15 protein-coding genes are annotated in these 17,794 nt (G+C 64.6%); 10 read left to right on the forward strand and 5 right to left on the reverse strand.

The features are described 5' to 3' along the window. Window positions 1-49 precede the first annotated feature (49 nt). A complete protein-coding gene (locus GEV38_RS08790) occupies window positions 50-919 on the reverse strand; it encodes a DMT family transporter (protein ID WP_013971616.1) in 870 nt (289 codons plus the stop codon). Between the two features lie 121 nt (window positions 920-1,040). Here GEV38_RS08790 and GEV38_RS08795 point away from each other — a divergent pair, with 121 nt between their 5' ends. Next, window positions 1,041-2,450, forward strand: a complete 1,410-nt coding sequence (locus GEV38_RS08795) for a PLP-dependent aminotransferase family protein (RefSeq protein ID WP_054573326.1) — start codon at window positions 1,041-1,043, stop codon at window positions 2,448-2,450. 346 nt (window positions 2,451-2,796) lie between these two features. Here the strand turns inward: GEV38_RS08795 and GEV38_RS08800 are convergent, their stop codons facing one another. Then, window positions 2,797-3,837, reverse strand: coding sequence for an AraC family transcriptional regulator (locus GEV38_RS08800; protein WP_015269441.1), 1,041 nt, complete (start codon window positions 3,835-3,837; stop codon window positions 2,797-2,799). A gap of 4 nt (window positions 3,838-3,841) precedes the next feature. Then, on the reverse strand, window positions 3,842-4,960 hold the full coding sequence (locus GEV38_RS08805; RefSeq protein ID WP_015269442.1) for a nitrilase-related carbon-nitrogen hydrolase: 1,119 nt from the start codon (window positions 4,958-4,960) through the stop codon (window positions 3,842-3,844). A 191-nt stretch (window positions 4,961-5,151) separates the two neighbouring features. Here GEV38_RS08805 and GEV38_RS08810 point away from each other — a divergent pair, with 191 nt between their 5' ends. Together GEV38_RS08810 and GEV38_RS08815 are read left to right on the forward strand one after the other, a co-directional pair. Further along, on the forward strand, window positions 5,152-7,188 hold the full coding sequence (locus GEV38_RS08810; RefSeq protein ID WP_061302903.1) for an NADPH-dependent 2,4-dienoyl-CoA reductase: 2,037 nt from the start codon (window positions 5,152-5,154) through the stop codon (window positions 7,186-7,188). Window positions 7,189-7,341: 153 nt separating this feature from the next. Continuing rightward, window positions 7,342-8,232: a 1-aminocyclopropane-1-carboxylate deaminase/D-cysteine desulfhydrase gene (locus GEV38_RS08815; RefSeq protein ID WP_015269444.1), complete on the forward strand. Its 891-nt coding sequence runs from the start codon at window positions 7,342-7,344 to the stop codon at window positions 8,230-8,232. Here the strand turns inward: GEV38_RS08815 and GEV38_RS08820 are convergent. Further along, a complete protein-coding gene (locus GEV38_RS08820) occupies window positions 8,223-8,768 on the reverse strand; it encodes a cytochrome b (protein ID WP_003260150.1) in 546 nt (181 codons plus the stop codon). The genes GEV38_RS08815 and GEV38_RS08820 overlap by 10 nt on opposite strands. Before the next feature lie 162 nt (window positions 8,769-8,930). Then, window positions 8,931-9,863 (reverse strand): DUF1853 family protein, encoded by a 933-nt coding sequence (locus tag GEV38_RS08825; protein WP_043935444.1) that lies wholly within the window; start codon window positions 9,861-9,863, stop codon window positions 8,931-8,933. 88 nt (window positions 9,864-9,951) lie between these two features. On the opposite strand from GEV38_RS08825, the gene GEV38_RS08830 reads away from it, so the two are divergent. The 7 genes from GEV38_RS08830 (at window position 9,952) to GEV38_RS08860 (ending at window position 17,778) form a co-directional block, all read left to right on the forward strand. After that, window positions 9,952-10,842 carry an NAD(+) kinase gene (locus tag GEV38_RS08830; RefSeq protein ID WP_013971624.1) on the forward strand — a complete coding sequence of 297 codons (891 nt, stop codon included), beginning with the start codon at window positions 9,952-9,954 and terminating at the stop codon, window positions 10,840-10,842. Continuing rightward, complete coding sequence (locus GEV38_RS08835; RefSeq protein WP_054573324.1) at window positions 10,842-11,813, forward strand: metallophosphoesterase; 972 nt, start codon at window positions 10,842-10,844, stop codon at window positions 11,811-11,813. Before GEV38_RS08830 ends, GEV38_RS08835 begins: the two co-directional genes overlap by 1 nt. Beyond that, window positions 11,810-12,697 (forward strand): rhomboid family intramembrane serine protease, encoded by an 888-nt coding sequence (locus GEV38_RS08840; RefSeq protein ID WP_015269446.1) that lies wholly within the window; start codon window positions 11,810-11,812, stop codon window positions 12,695-12,697. Before GEV38_RS08835 ends, GEV38_RS08840 begins: the two co-directional genes overlap by 4 nt. 13 nt (window positions 12,698-12,710) lie before the next feature. Further along, a complete protein-coding gene (locus tag GEV38_RS08845; RefSeq protein ID WP_003260154.1) occupies window positions 12,711-12,971 on the forward strand; it encodes a YeaC family protein in 261 nt (86 codons plus the stop codon). After that, a complete protein-coding gene (locus GEV38_RS08850) occupies window positions 12,968-13,798 on the forward strand; it encodes a DUF2797 domain-containing protein (RefSeq protein WP_015269447.1) in 831 nt (276 codons plus the stop codon). The genes GEV38_RS08845 and GEV38_RS08850 overlap by 4 nt, the downstream gene beginning before the upstream one ends. 13 nt (window positions 13,799-13,811) lie before the next feature. Continuing rightward, the gene (gene pepN / locus GEV38_RS08855; RefSeq protein ID WP_054573323.1) at window positions 13,812-16,469 is read left to right on the forward strand and encodes an aminopeptidase N; all 2,658 of its coding nucleotides are present in this window, start codon (window positions 13,812-13,814) and stop codon (window positions 16,467-16,469) included. A 289-nt stretch (window positions 16,470-16,758) separates the two neighbouring features. Continuing rightward, window positions 16,759-17,778 carry a YCF48-related protein gene (locus GEV38_RS08860; RefSeq protein ID WP_015269449.1) on the forward strand — a complete coding sequence of 340 codons (1,020 nt, stop codon included), beginning with the start codon at window positions 16,759-16,761 and terminating at the stop codon, window positions 17,776-17,778. Window positions 17,779-17,794: the final 16 nt, after the last annotated feature.

The following is a 17,794-nucleotide window of genomic DNA, read 5'->3' on the forward strand; positions in this document are numbered from 1 at the left end:
GCTGCGGCTTGGCGAAGCCTTCCCAATGCGCTTTTTTCTGGATCGACATCTACAAGGCGTACTTCTTGGCCCCGGCAACACAGATGACAGCCCCCAGCGTCACCACAAGCATCATCCAGCTGACCTGTTCGTGCAGCAGCAACGCTGCCAGCCCAAGCCCCATGAACGGCTGAAAGAGTTGCAACTGGCCCACTGCTGCAATGCCACCCTGGACCAGCCCTCGGTACCAGAACACAAAACCGATCAGCATGCTGAACAGTGAAACGTAGCCGAGGCTGAACCACGCAGGGGCGCTTACTTTGGCGAAGGCATCTGGTGTCGGAAGATTAGTGATTGTCAGTAGTAGCATCAGCGGCAACGCCACCAGCAACGCCCAACTGATCACCTGCCAACCCCCCAACGTCCGCGACAGCCGCGCCCCTTCGGCATAACCCAACCCACAGACGATGACCGCCGCCATCATCAGCAAATCGCCCAGCGCCGATGCCTCCCCACCATTCATAAGCGCATAACCAACGACGATTCCGGCACCCGTCAACGAGAACAACCAGAACAGTGGCCGAGGTCGCTCACCGCCCCGCAGCACGGCAAACCCTGCGGTACAAAGCGGCAGCAGCCCGACAAAGACAATGGAATGCGCAGAGGTTACATGCTGCAGGGCCAGTGCCGTCAGCAGCGGGAAACCGATTACCACGCCCAACGCTGTTACCGCCAATGACCACAGGTCACCGCGTTCAGGGCGAGGCTGGCGCAGCACAAGCAAGAAAAGCGCCCCCAACAGAGCGGCAATCGTTGCCCTGGCACAGGTCAGGAACGTCGGTTCGAAGGCCGTCACTGCCACACGGGTGGCCGGCAGCGAGCCGGCGAAGATGGCGACGCCTATGAAGCCGTTGATCCATCCGCTTGTTGATTTTTCCATCGCCCAGTCCTCGATAAGTCTGGGTTCAGTACATCACTGACGCGTTCACCAAGGCCATGTACAATCCAATACAGTTTGACCGAACTGTTATGCACATTAATCCAGCACAGTTGAGGGTGCGATGAAACGCAGTGGAACGCTGATTCGGACCGTCATGGGTGAGGTGCAGGCGAGGATAGCCTCCCGGACCTACACACCCGGTACGCGGATCCCTTCGGTCCGGGCAATGGCGCAGGCCATGCAGGTATCGGTTTCTACCGTACTTGAGGCCTATGAACGGTTGATGGCAGAGGGGGTGCTCAGCGCCCGCCCTGGCTCTGGCTACTACGTGGCAGGGCCCGTGGCGCCCTTGGCACTGACCGAACTCGGCCCCAGGCTCGATCGTGAGGTCGACCCGCTGTGGATCTCGCGCCAGTCTCTTGAAACCTCCAGCGATGCGCTGAAACCAGGGTGCGGGTGGCTGCCTGCCTCCTGGATGTACGAAGCCGGCATGCGTAAAGCGCTGCGAGTCGCTGCCCGTTCCGACACGGTAAAACTGGCCGAGTACGCGTCGCCGCTCGGGCATCCGCCGCTCAGGCAGTTCCTGTCGCGACGGCTGGCTGGCATCGGCATCGAAGCCCCGCTGGAACAGATCATGCTCACCGAGTCGGGCACCCACGCCATCGACCTGATTTGCCGTTTTCTGCTGGAACCGGGGGACACGGTCCTGGTCGACGACCCCTGCTATTTCAATTTTCACGCACTGCTCAAAGCCCACAGGGTGAACATTGTCGGGGTACCCTACACGCACACGGGCCCGGACATCGAGGCGTTCGGCGCAGCCCTGCTCAGGCACGCACCCAGGTTGTACATCACCAATTCCGGCATCCACAACCCAACCGGGGCCAGCCTGTCCCCGGTCACCGCGCACAGGCTGCTGAAGCTGGCCGACACCTCTAGCCTGGTGATCGTGGAGGACGACATCTTCGCGGATTTCGAGAATACGCCCGCGCCACGGCTGTCTGCCTTCGACGGCCTCTCGCGTGTGATTCAGATAGGCAGCTTTTCCAAGACCATCTCTGCTTCAATCCGATGCGGCTACATCGCCGCCCGTGGTGAATGGATCGAGAGCCTGGTCGACCTGAAGATCGCGACCACCTTCGGCGGCGGACGCTTGGCCGCGGACATCATCTATCAAGCGATTACGGATAGCGGGTACCGAAAACACATGGAAGGTGTCCGCCACCGGTTAGGCGAGGCAATGGACAGAACGGTGCCGAGGCTTCAGGCCATTGGTATCAAGCCGTGGATAATTCCCCAGGCAGGCATGTACCTCTGGTGCCAGCTCCCTCAAGGCAAGGATGCAGCAACGCTGGCCAGGACCTGCCTGAATGAAGGTGTAGTGCTGGCGCCCGGTAATGCGTTCAGCCAATCCATGACGGCGGGGGATTTCCTGCGCTTCAACGTTGCTCAATCGGGTGACGGCAAACTCTACGAAGTGTTGAAAAGGGCGCTGAGTGCGCAGTCGCCAGAGCACTTAGTGCCAGGCTGAGCTTGTCATGGGGCACACCTGCGACAGAAATGGCTACGGCATGCTCGCGCACCGCACGGGGAGCGCAGCCAGCACTGCGCACGCGTAGTTCGGCTTGGGCCTGCCGTCTAAAGCCTGCATGACCTACAAACGGCTAATATCAAGTAGCACGGGGCTAACGATTGCTGGGCACCGGATCATAAGCTTGTCATGATCCCTTCATCCTTCCTGCCTAGGGTGAGGCGACAGTTACCAGGAAAAATGAATGAAGAGGGCTTAGGGCTATGGACGAATACCAAGAAGAACTTCTCGAATTCCAGGCTTATGAACTGGACACCCCGGAACCGGCTGACGACGCTACAGAGCTCTAGCCTGCCCGCCGCTGGCTGCGGCGAAACTCTCCCGGTGTAAGGCCCGTCCAGCGCTTGAACGCGCGCTGGAAGGCCTCGGCCGACGCAAACCCCAGCAGATAGGCAATCTCGCCGAAGGCCAACTCCGTATCGCGAATATAGGTCTCGGCCAGGTCGCGCCGTGTTTCACTGAGTAGGTCGCGAAAGCGCGTGCCTTCCTCGGCCAGTTTGCGGCGCAAGGTCCAGGTCGGCAGTTGCAGGTGCAGCGCCACTTCTTCCAGGTCCGGTTCACGGCCACCATTGAGCAACGGGCCCAGCAGGTGGGTAATGCGCTCACCCAGGCTGCGCACCCGCGTACGCTGCAGCATTTCCGCCTCGCACAGCTGTAGCAGGTGCTGCCAGGTGCTCGGGCAATGCCTGGGGTTGGCCAGCTGCAGCGTGGCCCGGCTCAGGCGCAGCTGGTTACCAGCGGCCGCGAACTGCACGGGCGTGCTGCACAGCGGCTGGTAGCGCGCGGCATAAGCGGGTGCGGCGAACTCGATGTCCATATGTTCGGCCTGCACCGCCGTACCGGCCAGGTCGGCAAGCTGGGCGAGCCAGCCGGCAAGTAGCGAATCGACCACGAAACGGTTGTAGGCGTTGTAGGGGCTGATGGAGTAGAAGCGCAGCCAGGCGCCCTGGGCATCTTCCTGAAAACTGGAGTGGCCTCGGTAGTTGGCCGCATACAGCGGCTCAAAGCGCAACAGGGTACGTGCCGCCTCGCCCAGGTTCGGTGCCTGGGCAGCGGTGACCCCGGCCAGGCCGGCATGCGCCAGGCGGCTCAGGCGCCCCATGTGCAGGCCCAGTGCGGCCTCGCCGCACAGCTCGATGGCAGCGTGCCCAAGGTGCATGTAGCGCGGGATCGACAAGCGCGCACCGGCTTCGCCCAGGCGTGCCGCGTCCAGGCCATAGCGGCGCAGCAGCGGCTCGGGGTCGTGGCCCAGTTCACGCAGGGCCTCGGTCAGCGGCTGGACAAAACCAACCGACAGGTCACCCAGGCGCACGCGGGGGCGGGCCATGGGCTTACAACCACAGGTTCAACAGGCGGGCTCCAGGGCTGGGGGGGCCTGCCAGCAATTCACCCGCCTGGCGGGCAAAGCCCTGGCCGTCGCTGCCCTGTTCCCAGAACTGCCCACGCATGAACACGCTCATGCTGCTGACGCTGGTTCCGGCCGATTGGGTCAGTCGCTGCCATGCAGCCTGTTCGCTGACTTCGCCGCGCCGCAAGGGCAGCCCGGCGCTGGCATCCTGATGGCGATTGCCGCGCCAGGGCGCTTGCCAGCTGCCCTTGCCGCTGAGGAACACCGGGTTGGCGATCAGTTGTACTGCCTGTTGGGCCAGTTGTTGGTGGTTTTCCGGGTACCAGCTGTCGCTGCCCACCAGCACGCCCAGGCGCCCGGCAGGGGTTTGCAATACCTGCAGCGGGTGCTGGCGGCCATCATGTACATAGCGGCGCATTTCGCTGTCGGGGAACTGCTGGCGTTGCGGTTGGCCCAGCAGCGAGCCGTCGCCGGCGAACACCACGCTGCTGTTGAACAGCGGGCCGCTGCCGGCATGCAGCACGCCCTGTTTCACGTAGGGGGCGGGCAGTACGATAGAGCCGGCCACCAGGGTGACATTGAATTCCTTGGCCAGGCCACCGAACAGTTGCTGGTAGTCCGCAGCCATCTGCTCGGCTTTCATGCGCAGGTGCGCGTCGGCGCGCCAGTCGTCCCCGTCGGCACGGAGCATGGCCAGGCCATAGCGCAGCGGGTTGCTCAGTTCCAGCCATTGCAGAGCTTCGCGGCTTTGCGTGACTTGATAAAGCTCGTTTTTTTCGCCACGCGCCCACAGCCAGGTGCCGATGTGCTCGGGTAGCACCACCACCGTGCGCGGGCCGACCAGCCCTTGGGTGCGGGCTTGCTCCAGGTAGGCCGCGAGCTTGCGGTGCAGGCGCTGCAGGTTCTGGTAGTCGCCCGGGAACAACAGCGGTTCGACGCCAAGCAGGTTGCCGTGCTCGCCCGGCACGCCATGGTTCAGCGCCAGTTCGATGCGCAGGTCGGACAGGTAATGGCCTTCCGGGCGCTGCTGGGTCCAGAAACCGTAGCCGCAGAGGGCGGCGATCATCACCAGCGCCAGGGCGCTTGCCAGGAGTTTTCGCATGAAGCAGGACAGCGCCTTGGAAACAAGAGTTTCCTAGGGTAGTCGCGCTGTGCGCGAGGATCAATAACTTGTCAGTTTCGATCATTGAGCCCGTTCAAACGTCTGTTTAATGTCGCAGGCAGACAAACGACGGGGTCCGCCAGCCGGTGAGGCACCCGCATTCCGTGAATACGCCACCTGGGGACCTTTCCATGGCCGCCGACCGCTACCCGCACCTGCTCGCACCGCTGGACCTGGGCTTCACTACCTTGCGCAACCGCACCCTGATGGGCTCGATGCACACCGGCCTCGAAGAGCGCCCGGGCGGCTTCGAGCGCATGGCGGCGTACTTTGCCGAGCGCGCCCGCGGTGGTGTCGGCCTGATGGTTACCGGCGGCATCGCGCCCAACGATGAGGGTGGGGTGTATTCCGGGGCGGCCAAGCTCAGCACCGAGGAAGAAGCCGACAAGCACCGCATCGTCACCGAGGCGGTACACGCTGCCGGCGGCAAGATTTGCCTGCAGATCCTGCATGCCGGGCGCTACGCCTACAGCCCGCGCCAGGTGGCGCCCAGCGCGATCCAGGCGCCAATCAACCCGTTCAAGCCCAAGGAACTGGACGAGGCGGGTATCGAGAAGCAGATCGCCGACTTCGTCAATTGCGCGGTGCTGGCCCAGCGCGCCGGTTACGACGGCGTCGAGATCATGGGTTCGGAAGGCTACTTCATCAACCAGTTCCTCGCCGCCCACACCAACCACCGCACCGACCGCTGGGGTGGCAGCTATGAAAACCGCATGCGCCTGGCGGTGGAGATCGTCAACCGGGTGCGCGGCGCGGTCGGGCCGAACTTCATCATCATCTTCCGCCTGTCGATGCTCGATCTCATCGAGGGCGGCAGCACCTGGGACGAAATCGAGCTGCTGGCCAAGGCCATCGAGCAGGCCGGCGCGACCTTGATCAATACCGGTATCGGCTGGCACGAAGCGCGTATCCCGACCATTGCCACCAAGGTGCCGCGTGCGGCCTTCAGCAAGGTCACCGCCAAGTTGCGCGGCGTGGTGAACATTCCGCTGATCACCACCAACCGCATCAATACTCCGGAGGTGGCCGAGGCGGTGCTGGCCGAAGGCGATGCCGACATGGTCTCGATGGCACGTCCGTTCCTGGCCGACCCGGACTTCGTCAACAAGGCCGCTGCTGGTCGCGGCGACGAGATCAACACCTGCATCGGCTGCAACCAGGCCTGCCTGGACCATACTTTCGGCGGCAAGCTGACCAGTTGCCTGGTCAACCCGCGTGCCTGCCACGAGACCGAGCTCAACTACCTGCCTGTGCGCACCGTGAAGCGCATTGCCGTGGTCGGCGCAGGCCCGGCCGGCCTGGCGGCGGCCACGGTGGCGGCCGAGCGCGGCCACGCGGTGACCCTGTTCGATGCCGCCAGCGAGATCGGCGGGCAGTTCAATGTGGCCAAGCGGGTACCGGGAAAGGAAGAGTTCCATGAAACCCTGCGTTACTTCCGCAACAAGGTCAAAAGCACGGGCGTGGACTTGCGCCTGAACACCCGGGTCAATGTGCAGTCCCTGGTGGACGGTGGCTACGACGAGATCATCCTGGCCACCGGCATCGCCCCGCGCACACCGGCCATCCCCGGTGTCGAGCATGCCAAGGTGCTCAGCTACCTCGACGTGCTGCTCGAGCGCAAGCCGGTGGGCAAGGCTGTCGCGGTGATTGGCGCGGGTGGCATCGGTTTCGACGTTTCCGAGTATCTGGTGCATCAGGGCGTTGCCACCAGCCAGGACCGTGAGGCGTTCTGGAAGGAGTGGGGTATCGACACCCATCTGCAGGCGCGTGGTGGCGTGGCCGGGATCAAGGCCGAGCCGCATGCCCCGGCGCGGCAGGTGTACCTGTTGCAGCGCAAGAAATCCAAGGTGGGTGACGGCCTGGGCAAGACCACTGGCTGGATTCACCGCACCGGGTTGAAGAACAAGCGGGTGCAGATGCTCAACAGCGTCGAGTACCTGGGCATCGACGATGCGGGCCTGCACATTCGCGTGGCCGATGGCGAGCCGCAGGTACTGGCGGTGGACAACGTAGTGATCTGTGCCGGGCAGGAACCGCTGCGCGAGCTGCAGGACGGGCTGGTGGCGGCGGGGCAGTCGGTGCACCTGATTGGTGGGGCCGATGTGGCGGCCGAGCTGGATGCCAAGCGGGCGATCAACCAGGGTTCGAGATTGGCGGCTGAGCTCTGAGATCGCCGGGGCCGCTTTGCGGCCCATCGCCGGCAAGCCGGGCTCCCACAGGTACAGCGTGATGCTTGAGGTTGGCGCTGTACCCGTGGGAGCCCGGCTTGCCGGCGATGGGCTGCAAAGCAGCCCCCAGGCCTTCACTGGTAAACTCGCGCGATGCAATTTGACCTCCCCCAACCCCCCTTGCAGCCCCTGATCCTGCCCTGGCTCCAACAAGCCCAGGTAGAAGCCGCCATCCTGCGCCTGGACCTGATCGATCCGCTGATCAGCGGCAACAAATGGTTCAAGCTACGCCATCACCTGCAACAGGCCAGCGCCAGCAACGCCTCGGGCCTGATCAGCCTCGGCGGCAACCATTCCAATCACCTGCACGCCCTGGCCGCTGCCGGCAAGCGCTTCGGCTTCGCCACCGCCGGCCTGCTGCGTGGTCACGCCCAGGACACGCCAACCGTGCGTGACCTGCAGGCGCTGGGTATGGAACTGCACTGGCTGGGCTATGGCGGCTACCGCGCACGAAACCAAGCGGGTTTCTGGGACCCTTGGCAGGCACGCTATCCGGGTTGGCACTGCATCCCCGAAGGGGGAGGCGGGCTTGCCGGTGCACAGGGCTGCGCGCTGATCATGCAGCAGGCACGGGCGCAGATCGCGGCACTGGGCTGGTCGGGCTACGACGCCTGGTGGCTGGCTGCCGGAACGGGGACTACCCTGGCCGGTCTGGTAATGGCCGAGGCGGGCGCACATGTGGTGCATGGTGCATTGGCGGTACCCAGGGACCATGGCGTGCCGGAGGCGGTAGCAGCACTGGCCGGCGCGCATGGCTACAAGCTGCACGACGCCTGCCGTGGCGGTTTCGGCAAATTCGACGCTGATCTGCTGGCGTTCATCGCTGATTGCGAGCGGCACACCGGCGTGCCGCTCGAAGCCCTCTACACAGGCAAGGCCCTGCTGGCCCTGCGTGAGCAGGTCGAGGCCGGGCTGTTCGCGCCCGGCACCCGCCTGATCGTGGTGCACACCGGCGGCCTGCAGGGCCGGCGCGGTTACTTGTAGGGCAGCATGCGCAGCAGCGTGTTGTCGCGCTGCACATAGTGGTGATAGAGCCCGGCCAGCGCGTGCAGGCCGATCAGCCAGTAGCCCCAGCTGCCGATGCGTTCATGCCAGCCTTTGATGAACTTGGCCTGATCCGGGTTCGGGCCGATCAGGTGCGGCAGCTCCAGGCCGAAGAACGGCACTGGTTTGTCGGCGGCGCTGAGGATCAGCCAGCCGGCCAGCGGCAGGATGATCATCAGCAGGTACAACGCCAGGTGCATCAGGTGCGCGAGGCCGGTCTGCCAGGCCGCAGGCTTGGGCACGATGGGTGGGGTCGGGCGGCTCAGGCGGATGGCCAGGCGCAACCAGACCAGCACGAACACGCTGAGCCCGAGCATGAAGTGCAGGTCCTTCATCAGGTTGCGTTCGACGCTGTCCTTGGGGAACAGGCCACGCAGTTCGATTAGGGCGTAGACAGCGGCCAGCAGCACCAGCATCAGCCAGTGCAGGGCAATGGACAGGCGCGCGTAATGGGTCGCGGGGGTGGATGAAACCATGATCGGTCCTCGTCATCAGGTCGGAATGGCGCTCTTGCCGGCGCTCAGGAAGTACTGTAATGGCTGCGGGGGAACAAATCTTTGCGCCAGGTCTGTGAAAATTGTGTTGTCTGCACCGGCCTCTTCGCGGGCAAGCCCGCGAAAGGGCCGGTACAGCTGGCATCATGCCTCGGGTGTAGATGGCCAACTGTCAGCCACCAGAAACACCCGCTCGGCCTCCTGCCACGCCCCGTCAGCCTCTTGCTCCAACCTCACCAGCAACTGCGCCGGAGCCTGCCGTTCCAGCACATGCAGCCACGCCGCAAACTGCTCCACTGCCCAGCACTCATGCGCCTCGACCCGCGCCGGCGCCAGCCAGGCATGCCGTTGCAGCGGCTGCCATTGCTCACCTTCGCCCATGACCCAGTCCCGCCGCCGCAGCCAGCGCCCGCGCAAGTGCTGCGGGTTGGCGCCCTGTGGTGGCTGCGCATGCCCGGGCCACGGGTAGAACAGATAGCCACCCAGCCACACATGCGCCTGCACCTGCTCCACCCCCAGCCGGGCCAGCACCTCGCGGCTGTGCGCCCCCGCCGACATGGGCAACTGGTGCCGTGCCAGGTGCGCCAGTTTGCTTCCCAGTCGGTCATGGCAGCCTGGCCCTAGCCAGGTGTCGGGGTCGTGCCCGGGGTGTTCCGGACCCAGGTACAGCTTGATGGCCAGTTCCAGGTGGTGCACACCATCGCGGTCGCGCAGCACCACATCCAGCTCGCCCAGGGTGCGCCCGCCTTCGCGAATCGCCAGGTTGGCTGCCAGCAGTTCGATGCCCGGGGCCTGGCCCAGGGCGAATTGCCACAGCCGTTCGTAGTAGTGCCCCAGGCGCCGGCTGCCTAGCTGCGCCAGCCAGTCGCGCAGTGGGCGATCATCGTCATCCAGCGCCCGCAGCCAGTCTGCCAGGCGCTGTGGCTGGTCCGCCCACAGGCTACCCGCCAGCGGGTGGCGCTGGGGGCAGGGCGGGGCGCTGAGCAACGGGGGCGACAGCAGGGCCCAGGCCAGGTCGCGCACGTTGGGGCGGCGTAGCTGCCGGGGCAGGTCGTGGAGCAGGGCGAATGGCATCATCCTGCGAGCATAGCCGGTTTGCCGCTACCCGGTGGTTTCGCCCATAATCGCGGCATAGTCACCCGCCGCAGAGCCTCGCAGGAGCCCCATGGAGCAATTTCGCAATATCGGTATCATTGGCCGCCTTGGCAGCTCCCAGGTGCTCGACACCATTCGCCGACTGAAAAAATTTCTTATCGAGCGCCACCTGCACGTGATCCTCGAGGACACCATCGCCGAAGTGTTGCCTGGCCATGGCCTGCAAACCTCCACCCGCAAGCTGCTGGGTGAGGTCTGTGACCTGGTCATCGTGGTCGGCGGCGACGGCAGCCTGCTGGGCGCCGCCCGCGCCCTGGCCCGGCACAACATTCCGGTGCTGGGCATCAACCGTGGCAACCTGGGCTTCCTCACCGACATCCGCCCCGACGAGCTGGAAGAGAAGGTCGCCGAAGTGCTCGACGGCCACTACCTGGTGGAAAACCGCTTCCTGCTGCAGGCCGAGGTACGCCGCCACAACGAAGCCATCGGCCAGGGTGATGCGCTGAACGATGTGGTGCTGCACCCGGGCAAGTCCACGCGCATGATCGAGTTCGAGATCTACATCGATGGCCAGTTCGTCTGCAGCCAGAAGGCCGACGGCCTGATCGTCGCCACCCCCACCGGCTCAACCGCCTACGCGCTGTCGGCCGGCGGCCCGATAATGCACCCCAAGCTCGACGCCATCGTCATCGTGCCGATGTACCCGCACACCCTGTCAGGCCGGCCGATCGTGGTCGACGGCAACAGCGAACTGAAGATCGTGGTGTCCAAGGACCTGCAGATCTACCCGCAGGTATCCTGTGACGGCCAGAACCACTTCACCTGTGCCCCCGGCGACACCATCACGGTGAGCAAGAAACCGCAGAAGCTGCGCCTGATCCACCCGCTGGACCACAATTACTACGAGGTCTGCCGCACCAAGCTCGGCTGGGGCAGCCGGCTGGGAAGCAGGGACGACTGATGCTCGATCCGGCGCGTAGTTTCGACATCATCGGTGACGTGCACGGTTGTGCGCTGACCCTTGAACGCCTGCTCGACGCCCTCGGTTACAAGCGTGTGGCAGGCGTGTGGCGCCACCCGCGGCGCCAGGCGCTGTTCCTTGGCGACATCGTCGACCGCGGGCCACGCATCCGCGAGGCGCTGCACATCGTCCACGACATGGTCGAGGCCGGCCAGGCGTTCTGCATCATGGGCAACCACGAGTACAACGCCCTGGGCTGGGTCACCCCGGCACTGCCTGGCAGCGGCAAGGCCTTTGTGCGCGAGCATACGCCACGCCACGCCCGGCTGATCGACGAAACCCTGACCCAGTTCGCCCATCACCCCGCTGACTGGCACGACTTCGTCAACTGGTTCTACGCATTGCCGCTGTTCGTCGACGCCGGGCGTTTCCGCCTGGTGCATGCCTGCTGGGACCCGCGGCTGATCGAGCCGCTGCGCCAGCAGTACCCCGACGGGCGTATCGACGAGCATTTCATCCAGGCCTCGGCGGTGAACGGCAGCTTTGCCGCCACCGTGTGCAACCGCCTGCTGCGCGGTACCGACATGCGCCTGCCGGACGGCCTGACCCTCACCGGTGGCGACGGCCTGACCCGTGCCTTCTTCCGTACCAAGTTCTGGGAAGAAGACCCGCAAACCTACGGTGACATCGTGTTCCAGCCAGACGCCCTGCCCGCGGAAGTGGCCAGCACCCCGCTCAGTCACAGCCAGAAGAACGCCTTGCTGCGCTATGCCGAAGACGAGCCCATGCTGTTCGTCGGCCATTACTGGCGCAGCGGCCGCCCGGCGCCGATCCGCGCCAACCTGGCCTGCCTGGACTACAGCGCCGTGCTCTACGGCAAGCTGGCAGCCTACCGGCTGGATGATGAAACCCGCATCGACCCGCACAAGTTCGTCTGGGTCGACGTCGACCGCCCACAGGCCAACCAATGAACATTATCGAAGTGATGCGCCTGCCGCTGTCGGTCGACCTCAGCGGCTTCGTTCACCTGCTGCAGCGCCTGCAGGTGCCGCACCGGGTCAGCGAGGAGGGCGATGCCCAGGTGCTGTGGGCCCCCGACACCCTGGCAGCGGACGTCCGCGAACTCTACCAGCGCTACCCCGACGGCAACGCCGACCTCGAACTTGCACAGGACCCTGTGGGAGCGGGTTTACCCGCGAATAGCCCCACACAACCCTCCCTGGCAGAACAGGCCAAAGCCTGCAAAGTCACCACTATCACCCTGCTGCTGTGCTTCATCGTCGCCGGCCTCACCGGCCTTGGCGACAATTTCACCACCATCAGCTGGTTCACCTTCCTCGATTTCCGCGTCCAGGGCGACTACCTGTACTTCAACCCGCTGGCGCAAAGCCTGGACCAAGGCCAGTGGTGGCGCCTGGTATCGCCCATGCTGCTGCATTTCGGCGTGCTGCACCTGGCCATGAACAGCCTGTGGTACTGGGAGCTGGGCAAACGCATCGAACTGCGCCAGGGCCCGTGGGCGCTGCTGGGCCTGACCCTGCTGTTCAGCCTGGTGTCCAACCTGGCCCAGCATTACAGCAGCGGGCCGAGCCTGTTCGGCGGCCTGTCCGGCGTGCTGTACGGCCTGCTCGGGCACATCTGGCTGTACCAGTGGCTGGCACCCGACCGTTACTTCAACCTGCCCAAGGGCGTGCTGGTGATGATGCTGATCTGGCTGGTGGTGTGCCTGAGCGGCGTGATCGACACCCTGGGCCTTGGCCAGATCGCCAACGCCGCCCACGTCGGCGGGCTGCTCATCGGATGCCTGACCGGGCTCTTGGGTGGGGCGCTTGCCCGGCGTAAACTGTCGGCTTGAATCAGGAGACACTATGTCCACTTTCGCGCAAATGATCGAAAACATCACCCCGGAAATCTACGAGAGCCTGAAACTGGCCGTGGAAATCGGCAAATGGTCGGATGGCCGCAAGCTCACTGCCGAGCAGAAAGAGCTGTCGCTGCAGGCGGTAATCGCCTGGGAGATGAAAAACCTGCCCGAAGACCAGCGTACCGGCTACATGGGCCCGCAGGAATGCGCCTCGAAGTCCGCGCCGATCGCCAACATTCTGTTCAAGTCGGACTCGGTACATTGATCGAACTCGCTCGTGGCTCGTTGAGCAAGATGGCGGTAAGCCTGCAGGCGCCAGTGGTGCAGTACAGCTTTCGCCTGGATGACACGCAGGTGCCGGTCAACCCGCTGATCGGCCAGCGCCTGCGCCTTGAGTACCTTGGCGCCATTCACTGCAGCCATTGTGGCAAGCGCACCAAGACCAGCTTCAGCCAGGGTTACTGCTACCCGTGCATGACCAAACTGGCCCAGTGCGACGTGTGCATCATGGCGCCGGAAAAGTGCCACTACGACGCCGGCACCTGCCGCGAACCGTCGTGGGGCGAACAGTTCTGCATGACCGACCATGTGGTCTACCTGGCCAACTCGTCGGGGATCAAGGTCGGTATCACCCGCGCCACCCAGCTGCCCACCCGCTGGCTCGACCAGGGCGCCAGCCAGGCCCTGCCGATCGTGCGCGTGGCCACCCGCCAGCAGTCCGGCCTGGTCGAAGACTTGCTGCGCAGCCAGGTGCCGGATCGCACCAACTGGCGCGCCCTGCTCAAGGGCGATGCCGAGGAGCTCGACCTGGTGGCCATTCGTGAACAGGTCTTCGACGCCTGTGCCGATGGCTTGCGCGAGCTGCAGGGGCGTTTCGGCCTGCAGGCGGTTCAGCCGCTGGCCGATGCCGAAGTGGTGCAGATGAAGTACCCGGTCGAGGCCTACCCATCGAAGATCGTCAGCTTCAACCTCGACAAGGACCCGGTAGTGGAAGGCACGCTGCTGGGCATCAAGGGCCAGTACCTGATCTTCGACACCGGTGTGATCAATATTCGCAAGTACACGGCCTACCAGTTGGCCGTACTCCAGTAAAAAGGACCTGCACATGCGTACCGAACAACCGCAAGTGATCTACCTCAAGGATTACCAGGCGCCCGAGTACCTGATCGACGAGACGCACCTGACCTTCGAGCTGTTCGAGGACCATACCCTGGTTCACGCGCAACTGGTCATGCGCCGCAACCCGGCACGCGGTGCCGGCCTGCCGCCACTGGTACTCGATGGCCAGCAGCTTGAGCTGCTGCGCGCCTCGCTGGATGACCAGGAACTCCAGCCGGGCGACTACCAGCTCGACGCCGACAGCCTGACCGTGCAGCCCAAGGCCGAGCGCTTCACCCTCGACACCAGCGTGAAGATCCACCCCGAGAGCAACACCGCGCTGGAAGGCTTGTACAAGTCGGGCAAGATGTTCTGCACCCAGTGCGAGGCCGAAGGCTTCCGCAAGATCACCTACTACCTCGATCGTCCGGATGTGATGAGCACCTTCACCACCACGGTGATCGCCGAGCAGCATCGCTACCCGGTATTGCTGTCGAACGGCAACCCGATCGGCAGCGGGCCGGCAGACGATGGTCGCCACTGGGCGACCTGGGAAGACCCGTTCATGAAGCCGGCCTACCTGTTCGCCCTGGTGGCCGGTGACCTGTGGTGCGTCGAGGACAGCTTCACCCGCCAGTCCGGCCGTGACGTGACCCTGCGCATCTATGTCGAGCCCGAGAACATCGACAAGTGCGACCACGCCATGGTCAGCCTGAAGAAGTCCATGCGCTGGGACGAAGAAGTCTATGGCCGCGAGTACGACCTGGACATCTTCATGATCGTCGCGGTCAACGACTTCAACATGGGCGCCATGGAAAACAAGGGCCTGAACATCTTCAACTCCAGCTGTGTGCTGGCCCGTGCCGAAACCGCCACCGATGCCGCCCACCAGCGCGTCGAAGGCGTGGTTGCCCACGAGTATTTCCACAACTGGTCGGGCAACCGCGTCACCTGCCGTGACTGGTTCCAGCTGTCGCTGAAGGAAGGCTTCACGGTGTTCCGCGATGCCGAGTTCAGCGCCGACATGAACTCGCGCACGGTCAAGCGCATCGAAGACGTGGCCTACCTGCGTACTCACCAGTTCGCCGAAGACGCTGGCCCCATGGCCCACCCGGTGCGCCCGGACAGCTTCATCGAGATCTCCAACTTCTACACCCTGACCGTGTACGAGAAGGGCGCCGAAGTGGTGCGCATGGTTCGTACCCTGCTGGGCGCCGACGGCTTCCGCAAGGGCAGCGACCTGTACTTCGAACGCCACGATGGCCAGGCGGTGACCACCGACGATTTCATCAAGGCCATGGAAGACGCCAACGGCGTCGACTTCACCCAGTTCAAGCGCTGGTACAACCAGGCCGGCACCCCGCGCCTGGAAGCCAGCGAGGCCTATGACGCGGCCGCGCAAACCTACAGCCTGACCTTCCGCCAAAGCTGCCCGCAGACCCCGGACAAGGCCGAAAAGCTGCCGTTTGTGATCCCGGTGGAGCTTGGCCTGCTGGATGCTGCAGGCAACGACCTGCCGCTGCAACTGGCCGGCGAAGATACGGCGCAGGGCACCAGCCGCGTGCTGTCGGTGACCGAGGCCGAGCAGACCTTCACCTTCCAGGGTATCCAGGCCAAGCCGCTGCCGTCGCTGCTGCGTGGTTTCAGTGCACCGGTCAAGCTGAGCTTCCCCTACGACCGCGACCAGCTGATGTTCCTGATGCAGCACGACAGCGACGGCTTCAACCGCTGGGAGGCGGGGCAGCAGTTGTCGGTGCAGGTGCTGCAGGAGCTGATCGGCCAGCATCAGCGCGGCGAAGCACTGAAGCTCGACCAGCGCCTGATCACCGCCCTGGGCACCGTGCTCGGCAACGAGTCGCTGGACCCGGCCATGGTTGCCGAAATGCTCTCGCTGCCGGGTGAGGCCTACCTCACCGAAATCAGCCAGGTGGCCGATGTGGACGCCATCCACGCCGCCCGCGAGTTCGCCCGCCAGCAGATCGCCGAGAAGCTGTTCGAAGCCCTGTGGGCGCGCTACCAGGCCAACCGCGAAGTGTCGCGCAGCACCGCCTACGTGGCCTCGGCCGAGCATTTCGCTCGCCGCAGCCTGCAGAACATCGCGCTGTCGTACTTGATGCAGAGCGGCAAGCCGCAGGTGCTGCAGGCGACTTTGGAGCAGTTCGAGCACTGTGACAACATGACCGAGCGCCTTACCGCCCTGGCCGTGCTGGTCAACTCGCCGTTCGAGGCCGAGCGGGCCAAGGCGCTGGAAGCCTTTGCCGAGCACTTCAAGGACAACCCGCTGGTCATGGACCAGTGGTTCAGCGTGCAGGCGGCCAGTACGCTGCCGGGCGGGCTGGCGCGGGTCAAGGCGCTGATGCAGCACCCGGCGTTCACCCTGAAGAACCCGAACAAGGTACGTGCGTTGATCGGCGCCTTTGCCGGGCAGAACCTGGTCAACTTCCATGCGGCGGATGGCTCGGGCTACCGCTTCCTGGCGGATCTGGTGATCGAGCTGAATGCGCTGAACCCGCAGATCGCTTCGCGGCAACTGGCACCACTGACCCGCTGGCGCAAGTATGACGCTGCGCGTCAGGCCCTGATGAAGGGCGAGCTGGAGCGGATTCTGGCTTCTGGTGAGTTGTCCAGTGATGTGTATGAAGTGGTGAGCAAGAGCCTGGCTTAAGGGCGAAGGGGGCTGCTTTGCAGCCCATCGCCGGCAAGCCAGCTCCCACAGGTACTCTACTGCCGTCAAGGCATGTGCTGTCCCTGTGGGAGCTGGCTTGCCGGCGATGGGCCGCACAGCGGCCCCCGGCTTTTTACAGCCGACAACAAAACATAACACCCCGCCCGTTGTGTTCCCGCAAATATCCCCGCTACGATCCCCTCAAGCTATTGCGGGCCTCTAGATCAGGCTTTTCGCAGTACCTGCAGTGCATTGACCCACCAGACAAGAACACAACAGGGGGACAGTCATGAGGGAACAGAACAGGCGCTTTGCCTGGCCATTGGCAGCCAGCGCGGTACTGGCGCTGGGGCTCGGCGTGTGGGCTGACAACGTGCAAGCCGCTGCCGCCGACGAATATTCCACCGAATCGGCCAAGGCCAGCCAAAGCCTGCTGATCGACGCCACCCATGCCGGCAAGCGCCTGGTGGTGGTGGGCGATCGCGGTCATATCCTGTTCTCCGACGACCAGGGCAGAACCTGGACCCAGGCGCGGGTGCCCACCCGGCAACTGCTGACCGCGGTGTTCTTCCTCGACGACAAGCGCGGCTGGGCCGTCGGCCACGATGCGCTGGTGCTCGCCAGCAGCGATGGTGGTGCCACCTGGAGCAAGCAGTTCGAAGACCTGCCCCGCGAAGCACCCTTGCTCGATGTCGCCTTCCTCGACGCCCGGCACGGCTTTGCCGTAGGTGCCTACGGCGCCTTGCTGGAAACCACCGACGGCGGCCAGCACTGGCAGGACGTGGCCGAGCGCCTGGACAACCCCGACCAGCTGCACCTGAACGGTATCGCCCAGGTGCGTGACGCGGGCCTGTTCATTGTCGGCGAGCAGGGCGGCATGTTCCGCTCAGCCGACAACGGCCAGACCTGGGCCAAGGTTCAAGGCCCCTACGAGGGCTCGCTGTTCGGCGTGATCGGCACTGCACAGCCGCGCACATTGCTGGCCTACGGCCTGCGCGGCAACCTGTTCCGCTCCACCGATTTCGGTGACAGCTGGCAACCGATCGAGCTCAAGGCCGCACGTGGCACCCTCGAATTCGGCCTGGCAGGCGCTACGCTTGTCGAGGACGGTAGCCTGGTGCTGGTCGGCAATGGCGGCAGCGTGCTGCGCAGTACCGATGACGGCCAGACCTTCAGTGTCTACAACCGCGCCGACCGCATTGCCCTGGCCGGCGTCAGCGGCCTGGCCGATGGCGGCCTGCTGCTGGTAGGGCAGGGTGGCGTGCACCTGGCTGACCCGCAGGGTGCTGACCAAGAGGTGCGTCCATGACCAGCAGGGAGAGCAT

The sequence above is a fragment of the Pseudomonas sp. 13159349 genome, from assembly GCF_013305685.1.
Classification (GTDB): domain Bacteria; phylum Pseudomonadota; class Gammaproteobacteria; order Pseudomonadales; family Pseudomonadaceae; genus Aquipseudomonas; species Aquipseudomonas asiatica.

Excerpts from the sequence above, each read along its gene's own strand:
- GEV38_RS08790 (WP_013971616.1), bottom strand. The coding sequence starts at position 919 with ATGGAAAAATCAACAAGCGGATGGATCAACGGCTTCATAGGCGTCGCC.
- GEV38_RS08795 (WP_054573326.1), top strand. The coding sequence starts at position 1,041 with ATGAAACGCAGTGGAACGCTGATTCGGACCGTCATGGGTGAGGTGCAG.
- GEV38_RS08800 (WP_015269441.1), bottom strand. The coding sequence starts at position 3,837 with ATGGCCCGCCCCCGCGTGCGCCTGGGTGACCTGTCGGTTGGTTTTGTC.
- GEV38_RS08805 (WP_015269442.1), bottom strand. The coding sequence starts at position 4,960 with ATGCGAAAACTCCTGGCAAGCGCCCTGGCGCTGGTGATGATCGCCGCC.
- GEV38_RS08810 (WP_061302903.1), top strand. The coding sequence starts at position 5,152 with ATGGCCGCCGACCGCTACCCGCACCTGCTCGCACCGCTGGACCTGGGC.
- GEV38_RS08815 (WP_015269444.1), top strand. The coding sequence starts at position 7,342 with ATGCAATTTGACCTCCCCCAACCCCCCTTGCAGCCCCTGATCCTGCCC.
- GEV38_RS08820 (WP_003260150.1), bottom strand. The coding sequence starts at position 8,768 with ATGGTTTCATCCACCCCCGCGACCCATTACGCGCGCCTGTCCATTGCC.
- GEV38_RS08825 (WP_043935444.1), bottom strand. The coding sequence starts at position 9,863 with ATGATGCCATTCGCCCTGCTCCACGACCTGCCCCGGCAGCTACGCCGC.
- GEV38_RS08830 (WP_013971624.1), top strand. The coding sequence starts at position 9,952 with ATGGAGCAATTTCGCAATATCGGTATCATTGGCCGCCTTGGCAGCTCC.
- GEV38_RS08835 (WP_054573324.1), top strand. The coding sequence starts at position 10,842 with ATGCTCGATCCGGCGCGTAGTTTCGACATCATCGGTGACGTGCACGGT.
- GEV38_RS08840 (WP_015269446.1), top strand. The coding sequence starts at position 11,810 with ATGAACATTATCGAAGTGATGCGCCTGCCGCTGTCGGTCGACCTCAGC.
- GEV38_RS08845 (WP_003260154.1), top strand. The coding sequence starts at position 12,711 with ATGTCCACTTTCGCGCAAATGATCGAAAACATCACCCCGGAAATCTAC.
- pepN (WP_054573323.1), top strand. The coding sequence starts at position 13,812 with ATGCGTACCGAACAACCGCAAGTGATCTACCTCAAGGATTACCAGGCG.
- GEV38_RS08860 (WP_015269449.1), top strand. The coding sequence starts at position 16,759 with ATGAGGGAACAGAACAGGCGCTTTGCCTGGCCATTGGCAGCCAGCGCG.